The organism is Agrobacterium vacciniicorymbosi, from assembly GCF_040427045.1.
GTDB lineage: Bacteria > Pseudomonadota > Alphaproteobacteria > Rhizobiales > Rhizobiaceae > Agrobacterium.
The window spans coordinates 74886-97257 of sequence record NZ_JBETMF010000003.1; the positions used below are offsets into that span (position 1 = coordinate 74886).

General features: G+C 55.3%; 17 protein-coding genes. 7 read left to right on the forward strand and 10 right to left on the reverse strand.

Translation table 11 applies throughout. The annotated features are described in order from the left end of the window. Window positions 1-16: 16 nt before the first annotated feature. The 4 genes from ABUK73_RS06290 to ABUK73_RS06305 all read right to left on the reverse strand — a co-directional run bounded on the left by ABUK73_RS06290 (window position 17) and on the right by ABUK73_RS06305 (window position 4094). Window positions 17-655 carry a hypothetical protein gene (locus tag ABUK73_RS06290; RefSeq protein WP_353576525.1) on the reverse strand — a complete coding sequence of 213 codons (639 nt, stop codon included), beginning with the start codon at window positions 653-655 and terminating at the stop codon, window positions 17-19. A gap of 37 nt (window positions 656-692) precedes the next feature. Continuing rightward, window positions 693-872: a hypothetical protein gene (locus tag ABUK73_RS06295; protein WP_353576526.1), complete on the reverse strand. Its 180-nt coding sequence runs from the start codon at window positions 870-872 to the stop codon at window positions 693-695. A gap of 338 nt (window positions 873-1210) precedes the next feature. After that, on the reverse strand, window positions 1211-2098 hold the full coding sequence (locus ABUK73_RS06300; protein WP_353576527.1) for an Abi family protein: 888 nt from the start codon (window positions 2096-2098) through the stop codon (window positions 1211-1213). A gap of 328 nt (window positions 2099-2426) precedes the next feature. Continuing rightward, on the reverse strand, window positions 2427-4094 hold the full coding sequence (locus tag ABUK73_RS06305) for a DUF262 domain-containing protein (protein WP_353576528.1): 1668 nt from the start codon (window positions 4092-4094) through the stop codon (window positions 2427-2429). 281 nt (window positions 4095-4375) lie between these two features. Here ABUK73_RS06305 and ABUK73_RS06310 point away from each other — a divergent pair, with 281 nt between their 5' ends. Then, the gene (locus ABUK73_RS06310; protein WP_353576529.1) at window positions 4376-5404 is read left to right on the forward strand and encodes a hypothetical protein; all 1029 of its coding nucleotides are present in this window, start codon (window positions 4376-4378) and stop codon (window positions 5402-5404) included. Between the two features lie 298 nt (window positions 5405-5702). On the opposite strand, the gene ABUK73_RS06315 is transcribed toward ABUK73_RS06310, so the two are convergent. Continuing rightward, window positions 5703-6800 carry a hypothetical protein gene (locus ABUK73_RS06315; RefSeq protein WP_353576530.1) on the reverse strand — a complete coding sequence of 366 codons (1098 nt, stop codon included), beginning with the start codon at window positions 6798-6800 and terminating at the stop codon, window positions 5703-5705. Between the two features lie 210 nt (window positions 6801-7010). Here ABUK73_RS06315 and ABUK73_RS06320 point away from each other — a divergent pair, with 210 nt between their 5' ends. Next, complete coding sequence (locus tag ABUK73_RS06320; RefSeq protein WP_353576748.1) at window positions 7011-9338, forward strand: NACHT domain-containing protein; 2328 nt, start codon at window positions 7011-7013, stop codon at window positions 9336-9338. Between the two features lie 195 nt (window positions 9339-9533). Beyond that, entirely contained in the window at window positions 9534-10193 is a 660-nt protein-coding gene (locus ABUK73_RS06325) for a hypothetical protein (protein WP_353576531.1), read from the forward strand. 45 nt (window positions 10194-10238) lie between these two features. Here ABUK73_RS06325 and ABUK73_RS06330 read toward each other — a convergent pair whose 3' ends face one another. The 5 genes from ABUK73_RS06330 to ABUK73_RS06350 all read right to left on the reverse strand — a co-directional run bounded on the left by ABUK73_RS06330 (window position 10239) and on the right by ABUK73_RS06350 (window position 19289). After that, complete coding sequence (locus ABUK73_RS06330) at window positions 10239-13499, reverse strand: error-prone DNA polymerase (protein ID WP_353576532.1); 3261 nt, start codon at window positions 13497-13499, stop codon at window positions 10239-10241. Continuing rightward, complete coding sequence (locus ABUK73_RS06335; RefSeq protein WP_353576533.1) at window positions 13496-15013, reverse strand: Y-family DNA polymerase; 1518 nt, start codon at window positions 15011-15013, stop codon at window positions 13496-13498. Before ABUK73_RS06335 ends, ABUK73_RS06330 begins: the two co-directional genes overlap by 4 nt. Continuing rightward, a complete protein-coding gene (locus tag ABUK73_RS06340) occupies window positions 14928-15692 on the reverse strand; it encodes an ImuA family protein (protein ID WP_353576534.1) in 765 nt (254 codons plus the stop codon). Before ABUK73_RS06340 ends, ABUK73_RS06335 begins: the two co-directional genes overlap by 86 nt. Before the next feature lie 549 nt (window positions 15693-16241). Next, window positions 16242-17975 (reverse strand): COG3904 family protein, encoded by a 1734-nt coding sequence (locus tag ABUK73_RS06345; protein ID WP_353576535.1) that lies wholly within the window; start codon window positions 17973-17975, stop codon window positions 16242-16244. A 213-nt stretch (window positions 17976-18188) separates the two neighbouring features. After that, window positions 18189-19289: an endonuclease/exonuclease/phosphatase family protein gene (locus ABUK73_RS06350; RefSeq protein WP_353576536.1), complete on the reverse strand. Its 1101-nt coding sequence runs from the start codon at window positions 19287-19289 to the stop codon at window positions 18189-18191. A 392-nt stretch (window positions 19290-19681) separates the two neighbouring features. Here ABUK73_RS06350 and ABUK73_RS06355 point away from each other — a divergent pair, with 392 nt between their 5' ends. The 4 genes from ABUK73_RS06355 to ABUK73_RS06370 all read left to right on the forward strand — a co-directional run bounded on the left by ABUK73_RS06355 (window position 19682) and on the right by ABUK73_RS06370 (window position 22354). Then, window positions 19682-20395 carry a helix-turn-helix transcriptional regulator gene (locus ABUK73_RS06355; RefSeq protein ID WP_353576537.1) on the forward strand — a complete coding sequence of 238 codons (714 nt, stop codon included), beginning with the start codon at window positions 19682-19684 and terminating at the stop codon, window positions 20393-20395. 77 nt (window positions 20396-20472) lie between these two features. Further along, window positions 20473-21156, forward strand: coding sequence for an acyl-homoserine-lactone synthase (locus ABUK73_RS06360; RefSeq protein WP_353576538.1), 684 nt, complete (start codon window positions 20473-20475; stop codon window positions 21154-21156). Next, window positions 21149-21367: a hypothetical protein gene (locus tag ABUK73_RS06365; protein ID WP_353576539.1), complete on the forward strand. Its 219-nt coding sequence runs from the start codon at window positions 21149-21151 to the stop codon at window positions 21365-21367. The genes ABUK73_RS06360 and ABUK73_RS06365 overlap by 8 nt, the downstream gene beginning before the upstream one ends. 300 nt (window positions 21368-21667) lie before the next feature. Next, a complete protein-coding gene (locus ABUK73_RS06370; RefSeq protein ID WP_353576540.1) occupies window positions 21668-22354 on the forward strand; it encodes an SH3 domain-containing protein in 687 nt (228 codons plus the stop codon). Window positions 22355-22372 lie beyond the last annotated feature (18 nt).

Consider the following 22372-nt stretch of genomic DNA (forward strand, 5'->3'; position numbering starts at 1 on the left):
GATTGGGTGTTCGGTGCTACCGACGGACCATAAGCATGGTCAGATCGTCGATGGGTCCCGATGTCTCCGCGACAAGGACCCCGTCGTCGATCAGCAGCAAGAGCGCCGTGCGACGCTTTGCATGGTCGCCACAATTGCGAAGCAACTCACCGAAGCGAAAACGACCGGTCAACGTCTGGACGAGTTCCAATGCACGGTCGTATTCGGCATCATCACGCATACGCCGGGCACGCAGGATGCGCAGTGCGTTTTCGTAGACACCGTAGGTCGCATCGCGCTCCGTGATCAGTCGGATGTCATGGACTGCACCGGGTGTGGTGCTACCATTCCGGTTCCTCCTCAGAAACCCTTCGGCCTTGATGCGGGCAATGAGGTCGTTCATCGATGCGTTCTTGCGGGCATGCTTGACCGCTACGGCGACGGTGTGGCCATCTTCGAAGACCACACAGTAGTCGCAGATGTGCTCGCACGAGACTTCGTCGGCGTCCCGGTAGAGCAAGACCGGATATTGGGAGTGGATCGCCTTCACGTCCTTGCGAAGCTGCAGGTACGTGGAGAACCGACGTTCTAGGTCGCTCTCGTGATAGAGTACCGTGTTCTGGAAGATCGAGAAGCCGCGCAAAGTCTTGGCGTGCGTAGCCGGCGGCTTGCGCACGGCACGTTCGGCAACCGGCTCGTTCCAGAACTTGGTTTCAGTCGTCGTTCCTACGACGATACCGCGTTATTCCGCAGTCCCCGGCTTCGGCTTTGCCGTTCTCCGAAAGGCGGTTGGCGTGGCCGAACGTGCGCGGGTTGATCGCAGGCATGCTCAGGAAACCGAGGCCTGCGCGATCCAGCTTGATGTGACGGGAAACCTGACGTGCGAAATGCATGGAGCCCTCCTTGGCTTGAACACTATGACGACATACGGTAACGACGCAGACGGATTTTCCGTCCAGTTTATTACTTTGCTCGTATGCCTATCTCGTTCATCGCCTGGGCTCCTTTTCTAATGATCCTTGTGACCTAGTTCAGTGAATTTTCCAAGAGTGGGCGGTCGGATTTGTGCACCGGATCGGTACACCATAATAATCATGGTTAATTGTTCGTTTCACTTGAGAATGCCGTATCGTTGTAAAATCAAATGATTGCGTGATCCTCGTCGTCCCTTCAAAAGGCTGAAGGTTAGAGACAGTCATTTCCGCAGTTGAGGTGGGTCGGAGCGGCAGCCTCAATATCCTGCCTCGGAAGGTACCGCCTCTGGATATCTGCCTAATATGTCTCCAACTTTTGTCGTCACATCCGACGCCACTCCACGCTGCTTCAACATGTAGTCAAGGCATTGCAGAATAGCCTTGAGTGAATGTTTTACCGATGTAGGTATCTGAGTAGCAGGTTTTGCCAGAGGGGGAGACGCCCCGAGTAAGAGCAAGATACTCGGTTGTTTTTGGAACTTTCGGTTGAACAATCGGTCATGATGCGCACAATTATTTCTGAGATCGACTAGGCATTCGACCCAGTTTGTAAAGATTAGGTCTTTCGGCACGCCAAAGTCGGCCGCAATATTTGTTCGTAAAGGCCCAGACAAAAATTGTAGGATTCTAGAGGTTGCCCCGAAAGTCATAAACTCCTTCATCCGCCATATTGGGAATAAGGAGGGATGGCTATAATTTTCTTTGTAGTGCTTGGCTCGCCGATCTCTCGATTTATTGTAAATATCGGCGAACATCTTCAAAGCGTCAATTTGGGAGGCAGCGTTTTTAAACGCATCGCATTCGAAGTAAGGGTGGCTACCGTACCGCGAGCTAAGTGTCTCGGAAATTGAATTCCGCAGTAGAAGTTCGAACTGACCCACAGCAGCGAAGCAAGCGTCACGAAGCGCCATGTCGCATTCGTATAGACGAACTATGTCTTCGAATGAAGTTCCCGGATTGAACGGCTTGCCTATAACGCCAATCTGTCGACGGCTAAGAAAGTAGATTCTTAGTCGTTCGTAGCCAATTAGCTCGATTTCCTGAGCCGCGCTACGAGGACTTGGAATGCTCAGCCCCCTGTTTTCTAGGTGCCTGATCATGTCCGCCGTGGTGGCATGCGGTTTTGTGTATGGTATCAATGCCATGGCAAAAACGAGAAGGACCGCCCTTTTACACCCTCCAAGGAGGTCGTGTGGCGGCCCATGACAAAGTTAACATAAACGATGAGATTCAAAGTTTCAAGCCCGAGATTGCGAAATCGCAAAATGAAAGTCCGTCGATGCGTCGTTACTACTACTCCACGTAAACATTTGTCAAACTGCAACGTTCTGGCCATTTCTCTGTTCGACGTGGAGAGATTCATTTGACTGATGACGATGGAGTTTGGTTTCCATGACGAGTTCGGCGGCCCTTATGTTTCCTCCGCATTTGAGGTCGGTGTAATTTGCTACGTAACTCCGCAGTGTTATGGGCTCAGATACCCCAACGCGACTTCAGAAGGTTGACGTGGCGGTTATGGCGGGCTGTGAAAGTATCAGGAGCCCACTCAGCAGTATGAGCAAGTTCTTGCGCAGAAGCGTAGGTAGCGCGCTTTGTAGACGAGCCGTGCTGCCCAAGGCCGAAATACACCCGGATTTTCTCAGGGTACGGTAGATTGGAAGCTCCTGAGTTTTTTCTGGATGTTAGAAGAACGAGGTTACCCAGCTTGTTCGTTAGTTCCGCACGCTGGATTTCGTCAAATTGGCTCCAGCCTGCACCGGGATTTTGCGGCAAGATATGTTCGACGGTTTTAGTACCCGTCCAAGAGACCGGTTGCTCAGACAAAAGGCGATCGAGACGCTCCAAGATCGCTCTAACAACGCGTGTCGGAAAAACGTTGTAGAGATTCCCTCCTAACGCGCCTTCTGCCTCGTGTCTCTCGTCGCTCTTTAATGTTAGCGCAGCGTCGAGCTCGCTTTCACTAAGCTTCAAGGATTTCAGCACCTCAACATATCGGCTCATGCGCTGGGTATCGTATCTCCTGGTCAACTGCATGGTCCACGCCAAACCTTCTAATCGTTCAATTGTCTTGATCAGGCGTTCTGGCCCCTGTGTCAAAAATGCCGACAAAGCTACGGGAAGCCAATCCTTGTTTGGCACAAGATTGAGACCGATAAGCGCTTCCGCCGCCCTTCCTTGTAGCTCTTTCGGAAACGAACTGGCATCCGCTTCCAGAAGTCTTGCATAGTGTACCTTCGTCGGTCCCATTTCCTCTGTCAGGAACGACCGCACGTCATTCGCATCCGCAACTTTGAAGCGTTCGGCATAAGCGTCGCTCAGAGTGCGGCGGTTCTTGTTTTCCTCACGGATGAACCTGAGCGTCTCGAGCAAGCCTTCGAATTCTTGTCGCCCCAGATCATTTTCAAACTCTCGCCAACGCTTGGCCTGGAACTGTATTTCGGCTTCATCGGGAAACTTCGCCAGAAGTTCGGCTTTGATCACGTCCGCATTGGTCAGATCGAGGCCTCGGTCGTTGAGAACCTTGAAAATACGCAGGGCCGCGGTGCGGGATTCGGTCGAGACGACAACCAACACACACCTGTTTAGTAAATACGCTACAAGCTTTTGGCGATCCCCGACTGACAGTGCTCCAGCCATCTTCCGGAGAGACCTGGCATTGTCCCACATGTGTTCTTGAGCTTCTGTCTTGGGAGGACCGGACGGTGCTTCTTTAGCAGTCGCCCCAGGCGTTTGAACCGACTCTCTGAAGAAGAGCCGATCATCTTCGTGCGCTAACACACGAACCGCCTCTTTCTGCGCGAGGAAGGCGTTAGGTCGAATATACACGATGGAGTCGAGAGCAGCTCGTTCCTTTTCGTCGATCGCCAGATCACGCAGAACCGCACCTAGTATAGTAAGCGTAGTGAGACGTTGCTGTCCATCGACAACCTGACCGATCAGATGACCAGGTGGCTTGATCAAAACTAAGCTTCCGAGAAAATAGGGTTCGTCGGCCTCGTCATCCATGGCCTCCGTGAGATCGACAAGGAGCTGCTTCGCCTCTTCCTCCGTCCACGCATACGGCCGTTGATACGGGGGTATTTCATGCAAGAACCGGTCACCAAGGACTTCATATACGGAATGTTGTGCTGCACTGATCAATATAATCTTCCCCCGATGACTTATAGTATCTACGAACAAATGATTCGACTAAGAATTGCAACAGTGTTTGCTTTAGGACCGGTAACGACGTGACGGTCCAACTAAGTGCGCGTGCTGTCTGAACCCGAGTTACTTTTTGACCACCGCTGTTACTCTAATCGCTAAAGGACAACTTCATGCCCATAAATCCTCGAGCCAAATACGCGCTGGCCACCAAGCCGATCCTATGGAGCGAGAACGGGTATACCGGTCCCAGCGACCCCCAAGTCCATGGAGGATTTGTGAAGCAGTCCGGTTATGGCGGTGAGGAATGGAATGGCGATCAGAAGCGGATATGGAAGGGCTGGCGATACTTCAGTTCTGAGTCGAAGCCAAAGCTGGACGAGTTCGCGCGATATGGTCACCTTGGTTTGATAATGACCGCAATGAAGGGCGATGTTCAGTACATCGTGGGCGTAGCGTGCGATGTGTCCATTGTGTTGGACGCAGAGGAACCTCAGCTTCGAAAGGCGTTCAGACTTGGTGCTGTCGGTCAGGACCTTTGGGGCCAACCTTCAGTGAAACGCAGGTTTTCGGACAAGAAGGAGTTTATGACACACTGGGGCACTGGAATGCACACATTGCATTGGAAATGTCCGGAGGAACTTTATCATTGGTTCGACGATCCAATACCCTTGCCGAAATTTCCACTGCGGGCCGACAGGATGGTCCTGTCGAAGATGCACAACAGTTACCAATCGATACGGCCCGAAGATGGCTTGAGACTTCTTGGGCAAGCTCTGGATGTCGACCACCCGGTGGTCAAATGGATAATAAGCAGTGATTTCGATCCTGACTTTCTAAACGCGGGAGATCGGAAGCGGGGGCCGATGCCCACAAAGGCCCAGAAGCAAATGGTCGCTTCCGCGGCCGCAGCGCAAAAGCCATATGTTCGCTATCTGAAGGAAATGGCGATTTCGGTGAACGCTTTACATGGCCAGCTCGAAAACGAGTTTTGCGAGTATCTCGTATCGAAAGGTGCGACGGGAGTAGAACGCAATCAGAGCGGAATGGATGTTTGTTTCGTTGATCCCCAACATGGAAAGATTGTTGCCGAGTTGAAGCCGGCATCTGAGGGGGAGACCAAATTCGCTATCAGAATTGCCATAGGACAAGTGCTTGAATACCGGCACTTCAACAGACGCGATAGCCACCCCATCATCGTCTTGGGGTCCAAGCCGCGTCCGAAAGAGTTGGAGTTCGTGATCAGCCTCGGCATATCATGCGGCTGGAAGGCCAATGACACCTTCACTATCAAATGGGCCAAGTAGAACATCAGGCAACAGACCTTGAGCTTAACGTCCAATTGGTTTTGGTCCATTGCGAACGACAATCACAATAGGCGACCTTTTTCCCGTAGAAGCGGGTACGATCCTTGTTGCCAGAGATATTAGAATTGGATCGCCACGACACATTTTTGCAGTCGCGAACGGCGCTGCTGCGAATGCCTCTTCGGCTGCCGGAACTGATGGCAAACCTTTCTTTCCAGAACGACATAGATCGCTGGAACTACATTTTGCTTTTCACAGGGGCGAGCGCGGAGGGCGCGGGATGAGTGCTGGATATGTGTCATTGCGCACCGATGGTGTTGCTTAAAACAATATCTCTTTGAGAGGCGGTCAAGTTTGGATTATCCGCGTCAATGCCCGTAAGTGAAAACCATCTGTTCTTCACCTTTATTTTGGGTTCGAGAACGACCAGAAATTCTTCGGTCATTCTCAGGTTTGGTGGCAACTCAGCATCATACCAGCAGTTTTTAAAAGATGCGTCGTTCAGAGCTGTAACCGTTATCCCGTCTTCAAAAACGCATCCGCTAAAGTCGCATTTTGTGAATGTACTTTCGTCACCCAAAAAAACGAGGTCTTCAAAGCGTGTTATATGGCAACTGATGAAATCGCAGCTTGTATAGACAGACCACGTAAATGCACACTCAGAGTTTACTATCTGAGATTTCCTTATGTCGACGGTTTGGTTCCCGGAAAAAACTTCTTCAGCCCTCTCCAACCGCCCGCCGGTTATCCGCAGTCGATGAAATCCCTTTATGTGCGGCCAAGACTCAAACGCTGGCCATTGGCCAGTGGGTTCAAGTTCGATACTCACTCGACTGAAGCGCCCCGCTGCCGCCTCGGCAGCCAACAGCGTTTGTATGGAGGAAAATACAGACGACTTACTGACCGCTTGGAGATCGTTAGGACTAAAACCCTCATGGAAGAGGCTCTTGATCCCTTCCGCAAGTACATCCAAAGCCTCGGGGGCATATCGGGCCTTAGGTTCATTGATAAGAATGCTGAGGCTCGCAATTCCGGCAAGCTGATTTGGCGGTTTATTATCGGCCACCAACTTCGCGCCCTCTTGCAAAAGTTTTGCGTAGTTAGCGTCGTCGGTGGCGTCATTCTGTCGACGTTGTTGGTCCGCCTGACGCGAACCAACCAGCCCTCGCCAGGCAACAGTGCAGAAGGTGACAGCGCCTATCATAAGTGTGCCAAACGGCACCAATGTCGACGACATTTTGGAGCGAATTTCAGGGTCATTTTCCGAGAATACCCAAACCGCTGCCATGGCAGTGGTGGCAATTGTGAACATGCCGCATATGACAGCATAAGAAAACCACCTGTTCTCATCAGCAATGGGAGAATCCGCGACGTTATCTTCACCGTCAATCTTCATGCTTCGCCCCCAAATCACCAACTCCAGCCTGACTATCTATTTTCGCGCCAAGGAAAGCTGGTCTAACTAGAAAGCGATGCATCCTTGCGTGTTTGGCCGCACGGCCTCGCTTTGTCTGAGCCCATGCGACTCGCCCTTCGAAGTCAAGATTTACTCCGAAGCCGCCCTTCTGCTAATCTCATGTTGAATGGGGGGGACTTCTTGACCAAAGTGCTTGAAAATCATGATGCGATCAAAAGAGTGTCAACCACCGAAAAGGGCGACGCCCTCCGAGACCAAGTCATCGAACTTCTTGAAGCTGAAGGCCACAAGGTCTCCCGTGAAGTCCGTGTGAGTAGCAAGAAGGTGGATGTCCTGCTTGAGATCGACGAGGAATTCCGTCCTCAGACGATCGCCGTAGAGTGCAAAAACCTCAGTAAGAACATGTCGCAGGCTGAGCTCAATGCCATCTATGCGGACTACCTGTCGCTTCTGGACGAGGGCGAGATCACAAGCATATTCGTGATTGCGCGCCTCGATTTCTCACCTGAGGCGAAGTTGTACGCAAATAAGAGGCGCGGGCAGCTGGAAATCTTCACGATTAAGGAGTTCGAGGACAGTCTTCTAGGCTACCGAAAATACTGCCGTAACGTCCGCGATCTTTTTAGCGAGGCAGGCCTCGAAAACTATTATATAAAGTCATCCATCGAGGGCGGCGGCACGCTTCATGATCAGATCGTCGAGTGGATCGCCTCACCAACGACCACACCTGTGGCCATTCTTGGCGGCTATGGCATGGGAAAGACCTCTTACTGCAAATTCCTGACGCGAGAGCTTGCCGACAAATACCTTGATGACTCGGCGAACAGAGTTCCGATCTACGTCAAACTCTCGGATATCGCGACTCAGACCGACATGGACGGTTTGATCGCGAAGACCCTCGCGGACCGTTACAGCACCAAGAACTATTCCTATGCCAAATTCAAAAAACTGAACCGTGCCGGCAAGTTCGTCGTGATCTTCGACGGCTTCGACGAGATGAAGCACGCTCTTTCGTGGACGGACTTTAAATACAACTTTTCCCAGATTCATACCCTTTTGGACGGTAGGGCCAAGATCATCGTGGCGGGGAGGCCGAACGCATTTCTGTCAGACGACGAACACGCATGGATTCTCCGCGGGCAACGGATATCCGGTGATCAGGTTATCAGGATGCCCGATGCCCCAGAGTATCAAGAGCTGGCTCTGGCTGCGTTCACCGAGGCCGAAATCAACGACTTCTTGCGTAAATATCTCCATCATCGCCATCCTCGGCAACTCACCGAGAAGGCTGAGATCGAGACATGGATATCGGGCCGGATCGCCGACTTCGATAAGATCAGGGAAAACGGAGTCCTCCACCGACCCGTCCATTTGAAAATATACGCCGACATAGCTGCCGATCCGGCCGTGAAGCTCGAGTCTTTCACGACCTATGGCCTGTATTCCATAGCGACGTCCAGGATCAGCGAGCGCGAAGGCGAAAAGGTTGTGCGCAAGCAAATCGATGCCGAGAAGCGCCAAGCCGTCATAGAACGCATCGCCTGGTGGCTCTGGGACACGTACGACGGGCGGCGGCTCTATTTCAGCCCGGATGTCGTCCCTGCGTCTATCATCGGACGTGACCTTCTCGAAGACCCGCTGTACGAGCGAGACGCTCTGTACCGAGAGATATTTACGGGTTCCTTCTTGGAGAGAAAATTTGGCGAGAACTATTATTTCTCGCATCGATCGTTTCTCGAATTCTTTGTAGCCACAAGGCTTGAAAAGGCCGAACGGCTTTCGATTACAGCTTCCTCGGTCTTCAAGAACCTAAATCCAGAAATCCTCGAGTTCCTTCGGCAGAGCCCCGGTTATCAGGACTTTCTTGCTTATGTCGACAGAGGTATGCAAAGGTTTAGTGGCGAAATACCCCTTCCGATCCTTGAGGAAGTCTACCTTTTCCGCGAGCAGAAGGGGCTTGCTGATGTCCAGCTTCCGATCCAGGTCCTTCTTCAGTACTATGGCTTCCTTCGATCCGAACACATCGACATTCAGTCCCTCTCACGCATGATCGCTACGGATATCGATTCGAAAAACCAGGAGCACCGCGAGACCGCCATCTATTTCGCGCTATTCCTTCTCAGGACGCGTTTTGACAGGGATGTTCTTCTCGGACTGTTGAGATCGTTGGCCAAGATCGTCTCCTGGCCGACGCGAGCGGGTACGGCATCTGGCATGAACATGACAAAATACAGCTTTTCGCGGCAAAACATTGGAGAGTACGTATTCGTCAGGTTCGCCCGGATTGCCGCGGAAAAGTCTCGCGACGGAAATTCAATCATCAGCTTCGATTACATACGCGCTTTCGACGAAATCAGGGACAAGCGCGCGCCTAAGATCGTCGTGGCGGGATCAGGATTTCAAAATGGAAACGATGCGCCTGCTGCGGTTCGGTTCGAATTCGGTGAGGTCTTCGAGGGCTTTAGCGCGAAGGATCAAAAGTCGGCACTCGCGGTCCTAACGGTAGGAGTCGCCTGATCCTGGTCGCTCGCCAGACAACCCATAACCGTAGACATTTAAAGCGGCAACCAAGATTCCATTTCGTCCTAATAGACTATCGGGGTTAGAAGCTCCTAAAATAAGTAGCGCGAAGAAAGCGGAGGACAATCCCTGTATGTGCGTGGGATTAGCTGGCGCATCAGCTGACCATGTCCTCATCGAGCAAGAGACACCATGACCGTACTCAATTTTATCAATTCGGAAAAATCCGTTTTCATCGCCACGGACAGTAGCTTCAGCCACTCTGACGATAAACAGCCGGCGGGCTTTATCACCAAGGCATTCCTCCTGCCGCATCTGGACGGCATCATTGCGGGCACGGGCGATCCGAAGATCATAGCCGACTGGCTCGTACGCGCCAACACAGGGTTTGTGGTCCAAGATATGATCCAACTCGATCAATTCACGCAGCAGAGTTTGGTCGAGATCAATCAGCCACGGTCCTGTGACACGAAGGACACAGGCTCCACAACTATCTACCACTGGGGATATGATCGCCAGATCGGCGTGATGCGCTCCTTCGCCTACCGATCGGCGAACGGCTTCGTCAGCGAGGAACTTGGCTTAGGATCAGCACTCAAACCCGGCTACGACATCGGTGACTACGAAATCCAGAATTTTCCGAATGACTTCATTGATGTTGTTGAAAAACAGAAGGCAGCAGACGAGGCGTTGCCTTTGAACGAGAGAGTCGGGGTCGGCGGACATCTCATCGCCTACTGTATGCATGCGACCGATGAGCCGGACGGCACGAAGGTGACGATGTACACGCACAGAGTGACGAAGCTGTCTGGCTTTGATCATGCGTACCAGAGAGCCTGCGATAGGTTGTAGATCATCCCTACTCGGCCAGGTTCGCCCTGATATCTTCATCCGCGTTCACTGGAAATTCCGCGCCTTCACCTTCAACGTGTCGATGTGGAGGTCGGGTATGAAGATATCCCTTGCTGGAACGGCAGGCTTCGGGTTGTCTCTGGGATCGGGACCACCCCCTCGCGAGAACTCGTCGCCGCGTCCCTTTTGCAATGGAAACGCGCCGTCACGTTCGCCGAGACTACTGAGGTCGCTAGAGAAATCGAACAGGCGTTGGGCGACCAGATGGACAACATCGCCCTCCCGCTGAACCTTCCCGTTCACCCCGAGCATCGAAGCCGACAGGACGACCCGCCGCTGGCGTTCGAATAGCGACGGCCAAATGACGACATTGACGACACCCGTTTCGTCCTCGATCGTCGCGAACATCACCCCCTTTGCGCTTCCCGGTTTCTGACGGACCAGGACGATGCCCGCGGTCCAGAGCCACTTGCCGTCGTGCTGGCTCGCCGCCTCCGCGCAGGTGACGATGTTCTTCCGCCTCAGGTCCTCTCTTAGGAAGCTCATGGGGTGGTCCCGCAGCGTCAGTCCCGTGTGTCCATAATCCTCGACCACCTGTCGGCCTTCGACCATCGGGACGAGAGAAACTTCCGGTTCGACCATTTCCGGGACCGTCTCCGCTTCACGCTCGGCGGCCGCTGCAAACAGTGGCAGCGGGTCGTCGCGCAGTGCCTTGAGAGCCCAGAGAGCATCACGGCGCTCGAGCTTCAGCGACGGCCTGAAGGCATCCGCCTCGGCGAGCTGGACCAGGGCTTCCGTCGGCACTCCCGACCACCGCCAGACATCGTCGGCGGAGACGAACGGCTGGTCGGCCCGAGCGACGACGATGCGGGCCGCGTCGCGCATGGCCAAGCCTTTCACGAGCCGCATCCCAAGTCGAACCGCGTGGCGCTCGGTACCGGGAATGGCTTCCATCGTGCAGTCCCATCGGCTGGCATTCACACAGACAGGCCGGAGTTCGACACCGTGCGCGCGGGCGTCCGCGACGATCTGAGCGGGCGCGTAGAAACCCATGGGTTGCGAGTTCAAAAGGGCGGCACAGAACACGTCGGGGAAATGGCATTTGAGATAACAGGAGGCATAGGAGATGAGCGCGAACGACGCGGCATGGCTTTCGGGAAAGCCGTACGACCCGAACCCCTCCAGCTGTGAAAACGTCTTCTCGGCGAACTCCGCCGTGTAGCCGTTGCGGACCATGCCGTCGACGAGCTTCGTCTTGAAGCGTGAGACGCCGCCCGTGAACTTGAAGGTGGCCATGGACTTTCTGAGCTGGTCGGCCTCCCCAGCGGTAAACCCCGCGCACACCATGGCGACGCGCATCGCGCTTTCCTGGAAAAGCGGAACGCCAAGGGTTTTGCCGAGGACCGCCTCCAGCTCCGGGGTCGGGTAATCGACGGCCTCCTTGCCCTCGCGGCGACGCAGATACGGATGGACCATGTCTCCCTGGATCGGCCCCGGACGCACGATGGCGACCTGGATGACGAGGTCGTAAAAGGTCCTCGGTTTCAGTCGGGGCAACATCGCCATCTGAGCGCGAGACTCGACCTGGAACGTCCCGAGCGTGTCGGCTTTCCGGATCATCGCATAGGTCGCGTTGTCCTCCTGCTTGATATTCGCGAGATCGATCACGTCGTTCTTGTGTTCCCTGATCAAAGCGAATGCCTTCGACATGCAGGTCAGCATCCCGAGCGCCAGAATGTCCACCTTCATCATCTTGAGCGCTTCGACGTCGTCTTTGTCCCACTCGATAATCTGGCGATTGTCCATGGCGGCCGGCTCGATCGGCACAAGCTCGTCGAGGCGGTCGTTGGTCAGGACGAAACCACCGGGGTGCTGGCTGAGATGTCGGGGCGCGCCCATGAGCTGCTGCGCAAGTTCGAGCGCCAGTCGGAGCCTTCGGTCGCCCATATTGAGGTTATTATCCTTGACCTCCTTTTCGGAGACCCCCTCCTTGCTCCAACCCCAGACCCCGGACGACAGCTGGCGGATCATGTCCTCGGGCAACCCCAGAGCCTTGCCGACGTCACGGAGCGCGCCCTTGGCACGGTAGCGCGTGACAGCCGAACACAGGGCGGCCTTCGTCCGACCGTAGGTGTCGTAAATCCACTGGATGACCTCTTCCCGCCGCTCGTGCTCGAAATCGACGTCGATGTCGGGCGGCTCGGCCCGTTCCTGGCTGACGAATCTTTCGAACAGGAGGTCGTTGGTCTCCGGGTCGATGCTCGTGACCCCGAGGACGTAGCAGACGGCGCTATTGGCCGCCGACCCGCGGCCTTGGCACAGAATGCCCTTGGACCGCGCGAAACGCACGATGTTAAAGACGGTCAGGAAGTACGGGGCGTACTTCATCTTTTCGATGAGTTGGAGCTCGTGCCGGATTGTTTTCACAACGGTTTCCGGTACGCCCTCGGGATAACGATCCGCCGCTCCCTCCCAGGTGAACTTCTCCAGGGTAGCCTGAACGCCGAGACCGGGGATAATGGCCTCTGAGGGATACTGGTATTCGAGTTCGCTCAAGGAGAACGTACATCGCTTCGCGATCTCGAGCGTGCGGGCCAAAGCCTCTGGATAAGCATCTAACAATCGATGCATTTCCTCGGCGTGTTTGAGATAGCGATCCGCATGGCGTTCGCGGTTGAAGCCTATGTCGTCGATGGTCTTGTTGTGGCGGATGCAGGTGACGATGTCCTGTAACTGCCGCTTGCCCGGCTCGTGAAAAAGGACGTCGTTCGTGACGACCGTGCGGACGCGATGCCTAACGGCCATGTTCGAAAGGTTATGGATGCGGAGCTTGTCGTTCGGTCGCCGTCTCAGGCACAGGCTGACATAGGCCCTGTCTCCGAAGAGCTCCGACATCCTGCGCAGCTGGATCGCACACGTCTCGTCGGCTTCGTCGGGGATCAGGATGCCGATCAAGCCCTCGGCGTAGAGGCTGACATCGCTGAAATCCAAAATGCACTTCGCCTTGCCGCCGCGCGACTTGCCGAGCGAAAGAAGACGGCACAGCCGCGCGTAGGCCGCCCTGTCGGTCGGATAGATCAGGATCGCCATGCCGTCGATCAAATCCAGGCGACATCCTACGATCAAACGGACGCCCGTCGCCTTCGAAGCCTCCCATGCCCGCACGATGCCTGACAGCGAATTCCTGTCCACGATACCGAGCGCCTCGATCCCGAGTTCCGCAGCCGCGGCGAACAACTCGTCGGCGCTGGATGCTCCCCGTAGGAACGAGAAATGGGTCGTCGTCTGGAGTTCGACGTATCTCATCCGAATATCCCGTGTATGAACCACCTGTGTGAGCCTGTCGTCGTGTCCACGCCGTCGCCTGCGCGGTAGACCCAGAAGCGCTCGCCGCTGTCGTCCTCGACGACGTAGTAATCGCGGACGGCGTGAAACTCGGCATCCCGCAGCCACCATTCCCCGAAGACCCGCTCCGGGCCGTCGCCTCGGACGATCCGCCTCCGCTTGCCGCGCCATGTCATCGTTCTCGGAGGGCTATCCGGCAGGACCGCCAGCACCTCGATCTCTTCGGGACGCGCGAGGAGCCTACTGGGCCGTGGCCAGTTCGACGGCCAATCGACGCCTTTCTCTTCCGACATGGGGCCGACACGCTGAAAACTCCGTTCGGGGACATCACTGGCGACCGGGGTCATCCTGTAGATGCGGTGTCCGCGGTTTCCCAGAATATCAACCAGCGGTGTCACGTCGACGACCGTCTCCTCGATCAGGGATGACGACTGCTGCCTTTCGACCAGACACTCCGCCCATGTCGCGACGAGCGACAGCTTCTCGATACCGAAACCCGGATCGATATGCTCAATCCTGTCGGTCAGCAGGCGTGTCAGTCTTTTGTCGTCACGGACGGGTTTCGCGAGGCCAGCCCGTATCGCCTGGATGGTGTTGTCGACGCGATGGACGATGAGGTCACAGCGGCGGACACCAAGGCCACGGGTCTCCAGCTCGGAGCAAAGCTGCCCGACGAGGCGGCCGACGTATTTCGCTATGGTCTCCGCAGCCCCGATCGGCTCTGCGAACGGGCGGTGGACCTCCACGATCTCCGGACAACGGATGGGTTCGATCGGCTCGGCCGCACGACCGAACAACTGGTCGAGCCGCCTGCCGACCTCCGGGCCGAAGCGCAGGGTCAACGGCGCTCTCGGCATGGCCGATAATTGTCCGACTGTCTCGATACCGAGAACCCGTAGGCTGTTCACCGTTTCGGGTGCTAACCGCAGACAGACGATAGGAAGCCCCAGAACGGACTTCGCCGTCTCGGACGCGGGAACGACAGTCCATTCTGCTGAGGTGTATCTGGCGATCGCGTGTGCCGCGCCCCACGTGTCTGCCACGGCGGCTCGCGCGACCACGCCGACACCGCAGAGGCGGTTGACCATCCCCGACACCATGCGTTCTTCGCCGCCCTGGAGATGGTCCGCGCCCTCCGTGTCGATGACGATGCCGTCAGTGCCGTCCACTGCGACGACGGGGCTGTATTGCCGGAGCATCCAAAGCGCCATCTTATCGAGCGCAGCCAGATCGCCGACCGGGTCGGCATCGTACATGGCCAGATCGGCAACGAGAGCCTGGGCCTTGCTCGCGGGCATGCCGATGCGCAGACCGAGCTTTCGCGCGGCGTCGTCAGCTGCGCAGACCGTCCGCCTGGCCCCCGACCTAGCAATCACGACCATCGGCTTGTCAGGAGGCGGTGTGCCATCGGCCCCGGCCTTCCGTATCCTGTCCGTAGCCCATCTTGGGAAAAAGAGTGATACGACCCTTGGCATCACATGCTCCTACGCAGAACTCTGCACACTCGCCCGCGCGCGATCTCATCAGTTCCGCCAACCATCGCGGCCTACCCACGCCAGCCACGGGAAGGTCTTCCGACGGCAGCTGGCTTATTCGCCACCGCGTCACCGAAGCGGTGGGCTGGCCGTAGTCGTTCGCTTCCGCCTGTCGTCGCCATCGCCTCAACGCCAACCCCATTGTTCCAGACTTCTCCGCAGCCAATTGCAGCCGTCGTGAAGCCGTCATCGGTAACCGGACGATTTCACCCACGACCGCACCGAGGCCGCCAAAGCTCAGGCCCTCTTCGAAGGAGGCCAGCACATCCTCTTCCCGGTCGGCCTCGACGTAGATCACGCGGTCGGGATGAAGTCCTGCCTGCGAAATCGAAGGAGCGAACAGGTCGGGCCTGCTGAGGCACCAGAGGATTTTCCCCTTCGTTCTCGCGGCGATCCCGGCGACCATGAGGGCAGCGGCCGCGCCGTCCACGGTACCAGCCCCTCCGCCAGCGAACTCATGGAGCGCACCGAAAGCCAGCCCACCGCCGGGAAGTTTTCCGTCAATTTCGGCGACACCGAACGGGAGGCATTCCGCTTTCTTCGCCGACACACCCTCGAGCTTCGCTATCTGCTCGCGCAGGTCGTCGATGAGACTTGGAGACCGGACATGCGTTCTCATTCACGGACCTCCTAGGTGCGCGTTGGCAGGACTTCGTATCCTGAAAATCGGTTGACGTTCTCTATCTGTTCCGTTCTATAAGGAGAGTCAAGCCGGTCAAATCGGGCATTTTAGGTGACGTGCATTTGCCATCGCGGGAAAACCGAGATGAATCAGGACTCTAACATGCCATGCTAAGTGACCGGTCGGATTGGACTTTTTTTCAGACAACCAAGGGAAGTATGGATCAGGAACCAACGTTGCGATCGGTCAAGGGACCAATCATCGCCGTCGAATGCAGGGTCTGTGGGGTCTATACCGAACTTGACCGAGAGAGGACGGTTCGGCGCTTCAAGTCATCGGCACCGATATCTCGCGTGCGCCGCGTAGTCGTGGGTGCTTGTGATCGCATGTGCGTTGGTGGGGTGGACAGGTGTGAAGCCAGCCTGAAATCGCGGGATGCTCCACGGAGCTTTTGATTTGCGAGGACTGGCCGAATGCCTGTGCCGTCGCCAACCATACGACCAGCCGGAAGTCGCATGAAAGCGCAAGTCCTTCTGCGACTTGGTCTCAACGCAGGTTTTCAGCTGCCGTTCTATTGCAGGCTTCCTCGTTACCTATCTCGGTTTTGCTGATTGGCTTAAAGGCGTCCTTATCGAAATCGAAGAATTCAACGACGCATGTGCTGGTCTCGCTGTTCAGCCACTGGGTGGCAACCAGCCGGCTATCGCGACGATAGTCCAGGCTCAAATACATATGCTCCTCGCCTCCACGGGGAAACGACGCGGGTCGACCAGTCTGGTTATCTGCGAGAATGACAAACGAGCAGCCAGCACCGCAACCGATCTGGATCAGGGTGTAACGGCCTGCGAAATTCGGACCTTCACGCATTCCGTCGCGGATACGCGTTCTGAAGCTGTTGAATTCACGATCACGACCCCTGAAATCCGGCATCACGGTCTTGCCTGCAAACCGAGCGCGAACCGGAAAGCTCGTCGGGTTTGGCCGGGCGATGCTCGATTTCGCCGCGGCCACCGCTCCCTCCGGACGGTTTGAGGTCTGCCCGCAGGCATGCCATTGCATCTGATACCCGTATTCGCCCTCGCGACCATAACACCAGCCGACGGTCTGCAACTTGTTTCCAATGGCTTCGCGTCTCTCGCAGGCTGCCATGGTTTGGTCAGAGTCGCCGCTACCACCACGGCATGATCCGTTTTCATCTTGCCACTGGGATATCAAGCGGACCGGTCCTGAAACACCTTTGTCCGACTGGATGACCCTTCCGGTCTCGGAAAGGATCGTCTCGGTGCTCTGGTCCCAAACAACCGAAAACTCCGCCGTGCCCGAAGACACCCGGTCTCCAACGTCGCGTTTCGCAAACCAGTCAACCACCCCCTCTACCTTGCAGGTGTCCTGGCACGTTACTTTCGCTGAACCCGACTTTACGCTGTAGGCGCGGACGGGCCACCGCGATGCGAATTCAAGTTTCTGATCCATGACGGCGGCTCTTGATGTCGCCTTGCCATAGAATTCCACGGTCCCGGCATATGCCTTCTCCATGAAGGCAAGCGCTTCCTTGTTTCCGCGGGACCATGCGTCGTGATAGTCATTTACGAAAGCGATGGCTCTCTCTTCAACGGTCGGCGAAGGTGTCTCGTCTTTTTCGGGGGATGTCGCAGCTATATTTGGTTGCGCTGCGACAGTAGATACCCGCTCGGGCGTCTCTGTCGGAGTGCCTTTGGTTACCCCGAAATTTTGCATTTCGCTGGCTGTCAGATAACGCATGTCGTCACTGGGTACGGAGAGGCTCAGCTGGAGCAACTTGGGGTCGACGTCCATTTCCAACAGATACGTCATGATCTGGGCTGTCAGCGCTTGTACCGCCGCGACGGCTGTCCGACCGTCGATCTCTGTGTCGGGGGAGAAAGACGACTGATGCACGCCGATAGCTCCGGGCTCAGCCTGTCGGGTTGCACCTCCCACGAATGCCAATGCGCAAGCGGATGCGCATTGCGACGATCTCAACTGTAGAGTGGACAGTCCAAGCGATCTGATCATTCGCCCGTAGGCCATCGCCATGACGACGTTGCCACCGTCGCTATTAAAGGTGATTACCTTGGCCCCACTCGTCGCGACTTCTTTGGCAAGCAGGTCAGGTTTGTCGGTCGGAGTGAAGTCACCTTTCAGCAGGATAATCGGTGAAGAGTTCTCCATCGGCAAACGCTCGATGGTGACATCCGCATAAGCGGCTCTGCACCAAACAGTCGATGCAGCAATCGCAAAAAGCAATAAACGTCTAGACACGATCACAGCCCCCTGATCCCTCGCGAGACGTATGCTATCGTGTCAATCTTCGAGTGCAATGGTCGAAACGAGATATTCTTCCCACTTGGACATACTCTTGAGGGTACCGCAGCATGACACGCGTTAGCATAGCAGCCTTCAACCGGTCAAAAAGCGGTTCCAAGTCGCTAACAGATAGATAGCGTCGTATCCATTCACACCTTTGATCGGTAGTCATCCTCTACGCGGCAATAACCTCATCATAACCGGCCAATGATCACTGACGCCTCGGCCGGTCTTGGGATCAAACCGCCTCGGCTCGACGAAACCCTTGTCTGCATCATCGACCGCAACCTGCTCGGGATGAACGATCAAGGTGCCGAAGCTACCTAGATCGGCAAACCAGTTCTTTTTCGAAGGACGGGTTACACTCAGTTCGGGAGACACCAGGATCATGTCCAAAAAGGACCATGTGTTCCAATTGTCCATAACACGATCGGTGAACTTGCTTGACCCCGGCGCGTTGCATCCGTGTGTAGCCAGTGGCGAAACGTACCAGTTGCCCCGTTGCAGAAGACGGGCGAAACCCTCCATAGGTGCTTCGTTGCAGTTAATGTTGAAATCTCCCGCTGCAACGGCAAGGCTACCTTCGGGAAGCGCGGAGGCGAGTTCGCTCACCTGCTTGAGCGCACGGACGCGGCATTCAAACGGACTCGCGCCTGAGGGGAAATGAACACCGAAGACCGTCAGTTCCGCGCTGTCAGGTAACTGCACGATCACCTGAAGAATGTCGCGCGTCTTTCCGCACTTTTCCGACGCTCCACCGAAATCGATGACGTGGGCGGTGGGCGTGCCGACAATAGGAAGACGTGTCAGCAGACCCACATCGATCCCGCGACTGTCGGGCTTGTCACTGGTGTCGAGCTGGACAGCCGTGTAGCCCGCGTTCGACAGGTGCTGTGATACAAGGTCATCCAGGACCTTCTTGTTTTCAGTCTCCGGAATAACAACCACATCCGGCAGTACGGGCATGGCTTTAAGGACGTCAGCATATCGCTTGAGCTTCGTCGCATAGATCGCGCTGTCCCAATTGAGCGTCTTGCATTCGCTCGTATAGAAACCTGTCGGCCCATTGTACTTTTCGCACGCAGCGTCATGGGCCTGCCGATTCTGATCTTTCACGGTCAGCGGCAAGTAGGTGTCGTCACGGGGATTGGATGGATCATCCTCCGTGTCGAACATGTTTTCCGCATTGTATGAAACTATTGTGATCGGTTGCGCAACCGCAGCAGTCGCTATCAACCAAGTGGTAGTTAAAACCGTTATCAGACGCATTCGAATCCCCCGACCGAAAAAACCTGTCTGTATAGCTATGTCATGTCCCAGTGGAAGGCACGGTAACATGCAACCAGCTGTTAGTGAAGACGAGCTAACGAATATCACCCTGAGTGGTCGGTAATATGACAGTCAAATCCGACCTCAAGTGTTGTGTCCTTCCTGGATAATCTACGTTTTGCGGCTGACTTTACGATCAGGCTCGCAAGAAGCGCATAGCGCGCGCCGATTCTGAAAGTCTCATGGTCGAAATTCGTACTCGGGTGTTTAAAAATTTGGTCGTCGTACGTTGTACTGGATTTCAATTCCATACTACTAAAAGTATATAAGCATTGGCATTTTGGTTGCGGTTATCTGACATGTGTAAAAACGCGAATGGTTACTCCTCGAACATGATGTTCGACTTCGTTGAGGCCGTGAAGATTGCCGAAACACCTTACGCCATAGCGTGCGGCCTGGAGGTCGTAGCAGGTGACTTCGGACTGGATAGCTTCGCGATTTCGGGCCTACCTTTACCGGGCGAGAGCATCGCACCATACGTGCTGCTGAATGGCTGGCCGACGGAATGGTTCGAACGGTATGTCGCCGAAAAATATGTCCGGGTCGACCCTGTTATCCATCATTCGAGAACGACAGACGAAGTATTCATTTGGTCGGAGGCGTTGAACGGAACGCAGGTTGGACCGAGAGCGAGAAAGCTGATGAACGAAGCCTCGGACTTCGGGATGCGCGACGGAATAAGCGTTCCGCTACATCTGATCGGTGGCCTACAGGCTATCGTCACCTTCGGGGGTAGAAATATAAAGATGCCTCAGGAGGCCAAGGGCATTTTGCATCTCGTCTCCATATACGCGCATCATCGACTTCAGGCTATCACGGAAAAAGCCAACGGCACCAAACGAAGAAAAATCGCCAATCTCACCACCCACGAGTTGGATGTCGTCTATTGGTGCGCGGAAGGTAAGACAAACTGGGAAATCGCAAAAATCCTGGGACGGTCGAAAAATACCGTACAGCACCAGCTGCGTAACGCGCTTCAAAAGATGAACTGTGTCAACCGAAGTCAATTGATTGCAACCGCCATACGGAACGGCCTTATAAGGTGACAATAGCTATTCCTAGCTATTGTCTAAACGCAGGATTGTTGCATTTTCCCCGACGTCAATCAAAAGGGGTAAAACGCATGCTGCAGTCAATCATCGGAGACGCGATCCTCGGGTCAGAGTGGAGAGAACAGATTTGGCGGTTCCGCCATAAGCATTTCGTGGAGCGACTGGGTTGGGAAGGTTTAAGGAAACCCGATGGTCTGGAGATCGATGAGTTCGACACGAACGACGCGATCCATTTGGCTTTGATTTGCGATAGAACGGTGGTCGGTTACAGTCGGTTACTGCCGACAACCAAACCCCACCTGTTGTCGGATGTTTATCCGGAGGTGGCTGGTGGTAACGACTACCCAAAGGGGCCGCTCGTGTACGAATGGACCCGCTGCATTGCTGAACCGGAGGTTTCGATTGCCGGAGTTTTGGCGGCGAATATGCTTTTAACCGGCGTGCTCGAATATTGCCTTGTGGTGGGTATCGAGGCTCTCATTGTCGAAACGCATCCAAAACTTGTCAATCTGCTCGTGTCGACGGGTTGGGACGTCATGCCTTTTGCGGCACCATCGACACTGTCCAGCGGCCTCATTGTTCCGATTTGCGCAAAACCACTGCCCTTCGCACTCACCATCAGTCACGAGCAACAGGGTATCAACGGCAGTGTTCTCGAACTCCCGGAGAACGGAAGGAATCCACTCACCGGAAGGCCTCTTCTGCCTTTCCTGCAACCTCATAAGCAGTCGTCGGAGGTTTCGGAATATGCGTGAGAGGATCGAGGAAGCCGCGGCAATGGAATTTGTCGCCGACCATGCGACCGGTCTGATCGAAATGCTGAGATCGGCTGAAGAGAGCTCTAACGTCCACATCGTCACTTACCTGCTCGCGGCGGCGCGAGACCAGGCGCTATCCGCCACAACCGGGAAAGCCACTGAGCTGATCACGTCCTCTCCAAGCGCAAGCGTGACGGCGCTTAATTAACCGAGGTCGATACAACGCAGAAGCCTGATGCGTCTGCACCGCATCAGGTTATCCGAGGTAGCGGTAAACGACCACTCCGATGATCAGTACGATAAAGGGCAAGACCAATGCCTTGACGACTCCCGATATCGAAACAGGCCCCGAACTGTAATGATTGTCCGGTCCCGGATTTTTATCCCACCCACTGACCATTGCGGCTCCCTCATTTCCACTTGCCTATTAAGGAAGGAACGAAATCCGGCGCAAGTATTACTTGCAGGACTGGAGCGATTTCTCCAATGTACGTGCGGGGGCTCTAATATGAAAAAACGTTACTGGGCGATCTGTGGCCTTTGCCTATTCGCGATCTCGAAGCTAGGAGGAACGCCTCCAGTTCAAGACCAGTCGACCATTTCGGCCGCCTATGGACCCACTTCCTCGACCGACAGCGTAAGCCCTACCCAACCGGCTAAAAAGGCCGAACTCAAGCGCGTCGCTACACTCCAACCGCCGCAGGAAACCAAAGAGAATTACGTCGGCGACAGCGAGCCCGAGACATCGGAGGTCAGATACATCAGTGGAAACCGGGTCGCGTTGAGAACTCGAGCTGCCTCTGATGCTGGTATCATCGACAGGTTTGACGTCGGACGCAAAGTAGAACTCATCGAAGTTCAGAACGACTGGTCGCGCGTCAGAGACAGCTTGACCCTCAAGGAGGGTTGGATCGCGAGTCGCTTTTTGAAAGATCGAGAACCAGAGGCAAAAGCAGCCGAGCCGCCAAAACAAAAACCAACGAACATTCCTCCTGCAATCGCCCCATCTGTCATAATTCAAAGGATTATCACCGAGTCGGTCGCAAGTTATCCCGGCTCATGTGCCTGTCCATACAGCACGGATCGTCGTGGAAAACGGTGTGGCAATCGGAGCGCATATTCGAAACCGGGAGGCTATGCGCCGATCTGCTTCGCACAGGATGTTACGAACTCGATGATCGAGGCCTATCGGTAAAGCACATCCCGAATTGGC

Coding starts and splice junctions, on each gene's coding strand:
- ABUK73_RS06295 (WP_353576526.1), bottom strand. CDS start 872: ATGCATTTCGCACGTCAGGTTTCCCGTCACATCAAGCTGGATCGCGCA.
- ABUK73_RS06300 (WP_353576527.1), bottom strand. CDS start 2,098: ATGGCATTGATACCATACACAAAACCGCATGCCACCACGGCGGACATG.
- ABUK73_RS06315 (WP_353576530.1), bottom strand. CDS start 6,800: ATGAAGATTGACGGTGAAGATAACGTCGCGGATTCTCCCATTGCTGAT.
- ABUK73_RS06325 (WP_353576531.1), top strand. CDS start 9,534: ATGACCGTACTCAATTTTATCAATTCGGAAAAATCCGTTTTCATCGCC.
- ABUK73_RS06330 (WP_353576532.1), bottom strand. CDS start 13,499: ATGAGATACGTCGAACTCCAGACGACGACCCATTTCTCGTTCCTACGG.
- ABUK73_RS06335 (WP_353576533.1), bottom strand. CDS start 15,013: ATGCCAAGGGTCGTATCACTCTTTTTCCCAAGATGGGCTACGGACAGG.
- ABUK73_RS06340 (WP_353576534.1), bottom strand. CDS start 15,692: ATGAGAACGCATGTCCGGTCTCCAAGTCTCATCGACGACCTGCGCGAG.
- ABUK73_RS06350 (WP_353576536.1), bottom strand. CDS start 19,289: ATGCGTCTGATAACGGTTTTAACTACCACTTGGTTGATAGCGACTGCT.
- ABUK73_RS06355 (WP_353576537.1), top strand. CDS start 19,682: ATGATGTTCGACTTCGTTGAGGCCGTGAAGATTGCCGAAACACCTTAC.
- ABUK73_RS06360 (WP_353576538.1), top strand. CDS start 20,473: ATGCTGCAGTCAATCATCGGAGACGCGATCCTCGGGTCAGAGTGGAGA.
- ABUK73_RS06365 (WP_353576539.1), top strand. CDS start 21,149: ATGCGTGAGAGGATCGAGGAAGCCGCGGCAATGGAATTTGTCGCCGAC.
- ABUK73_RS06370 (WP_353576540.1), top strand. CDS start 21,668: ATGAAAAAACGTTACTGGGCGATCTGTGGCCTTTGCCTATTCGCGATC.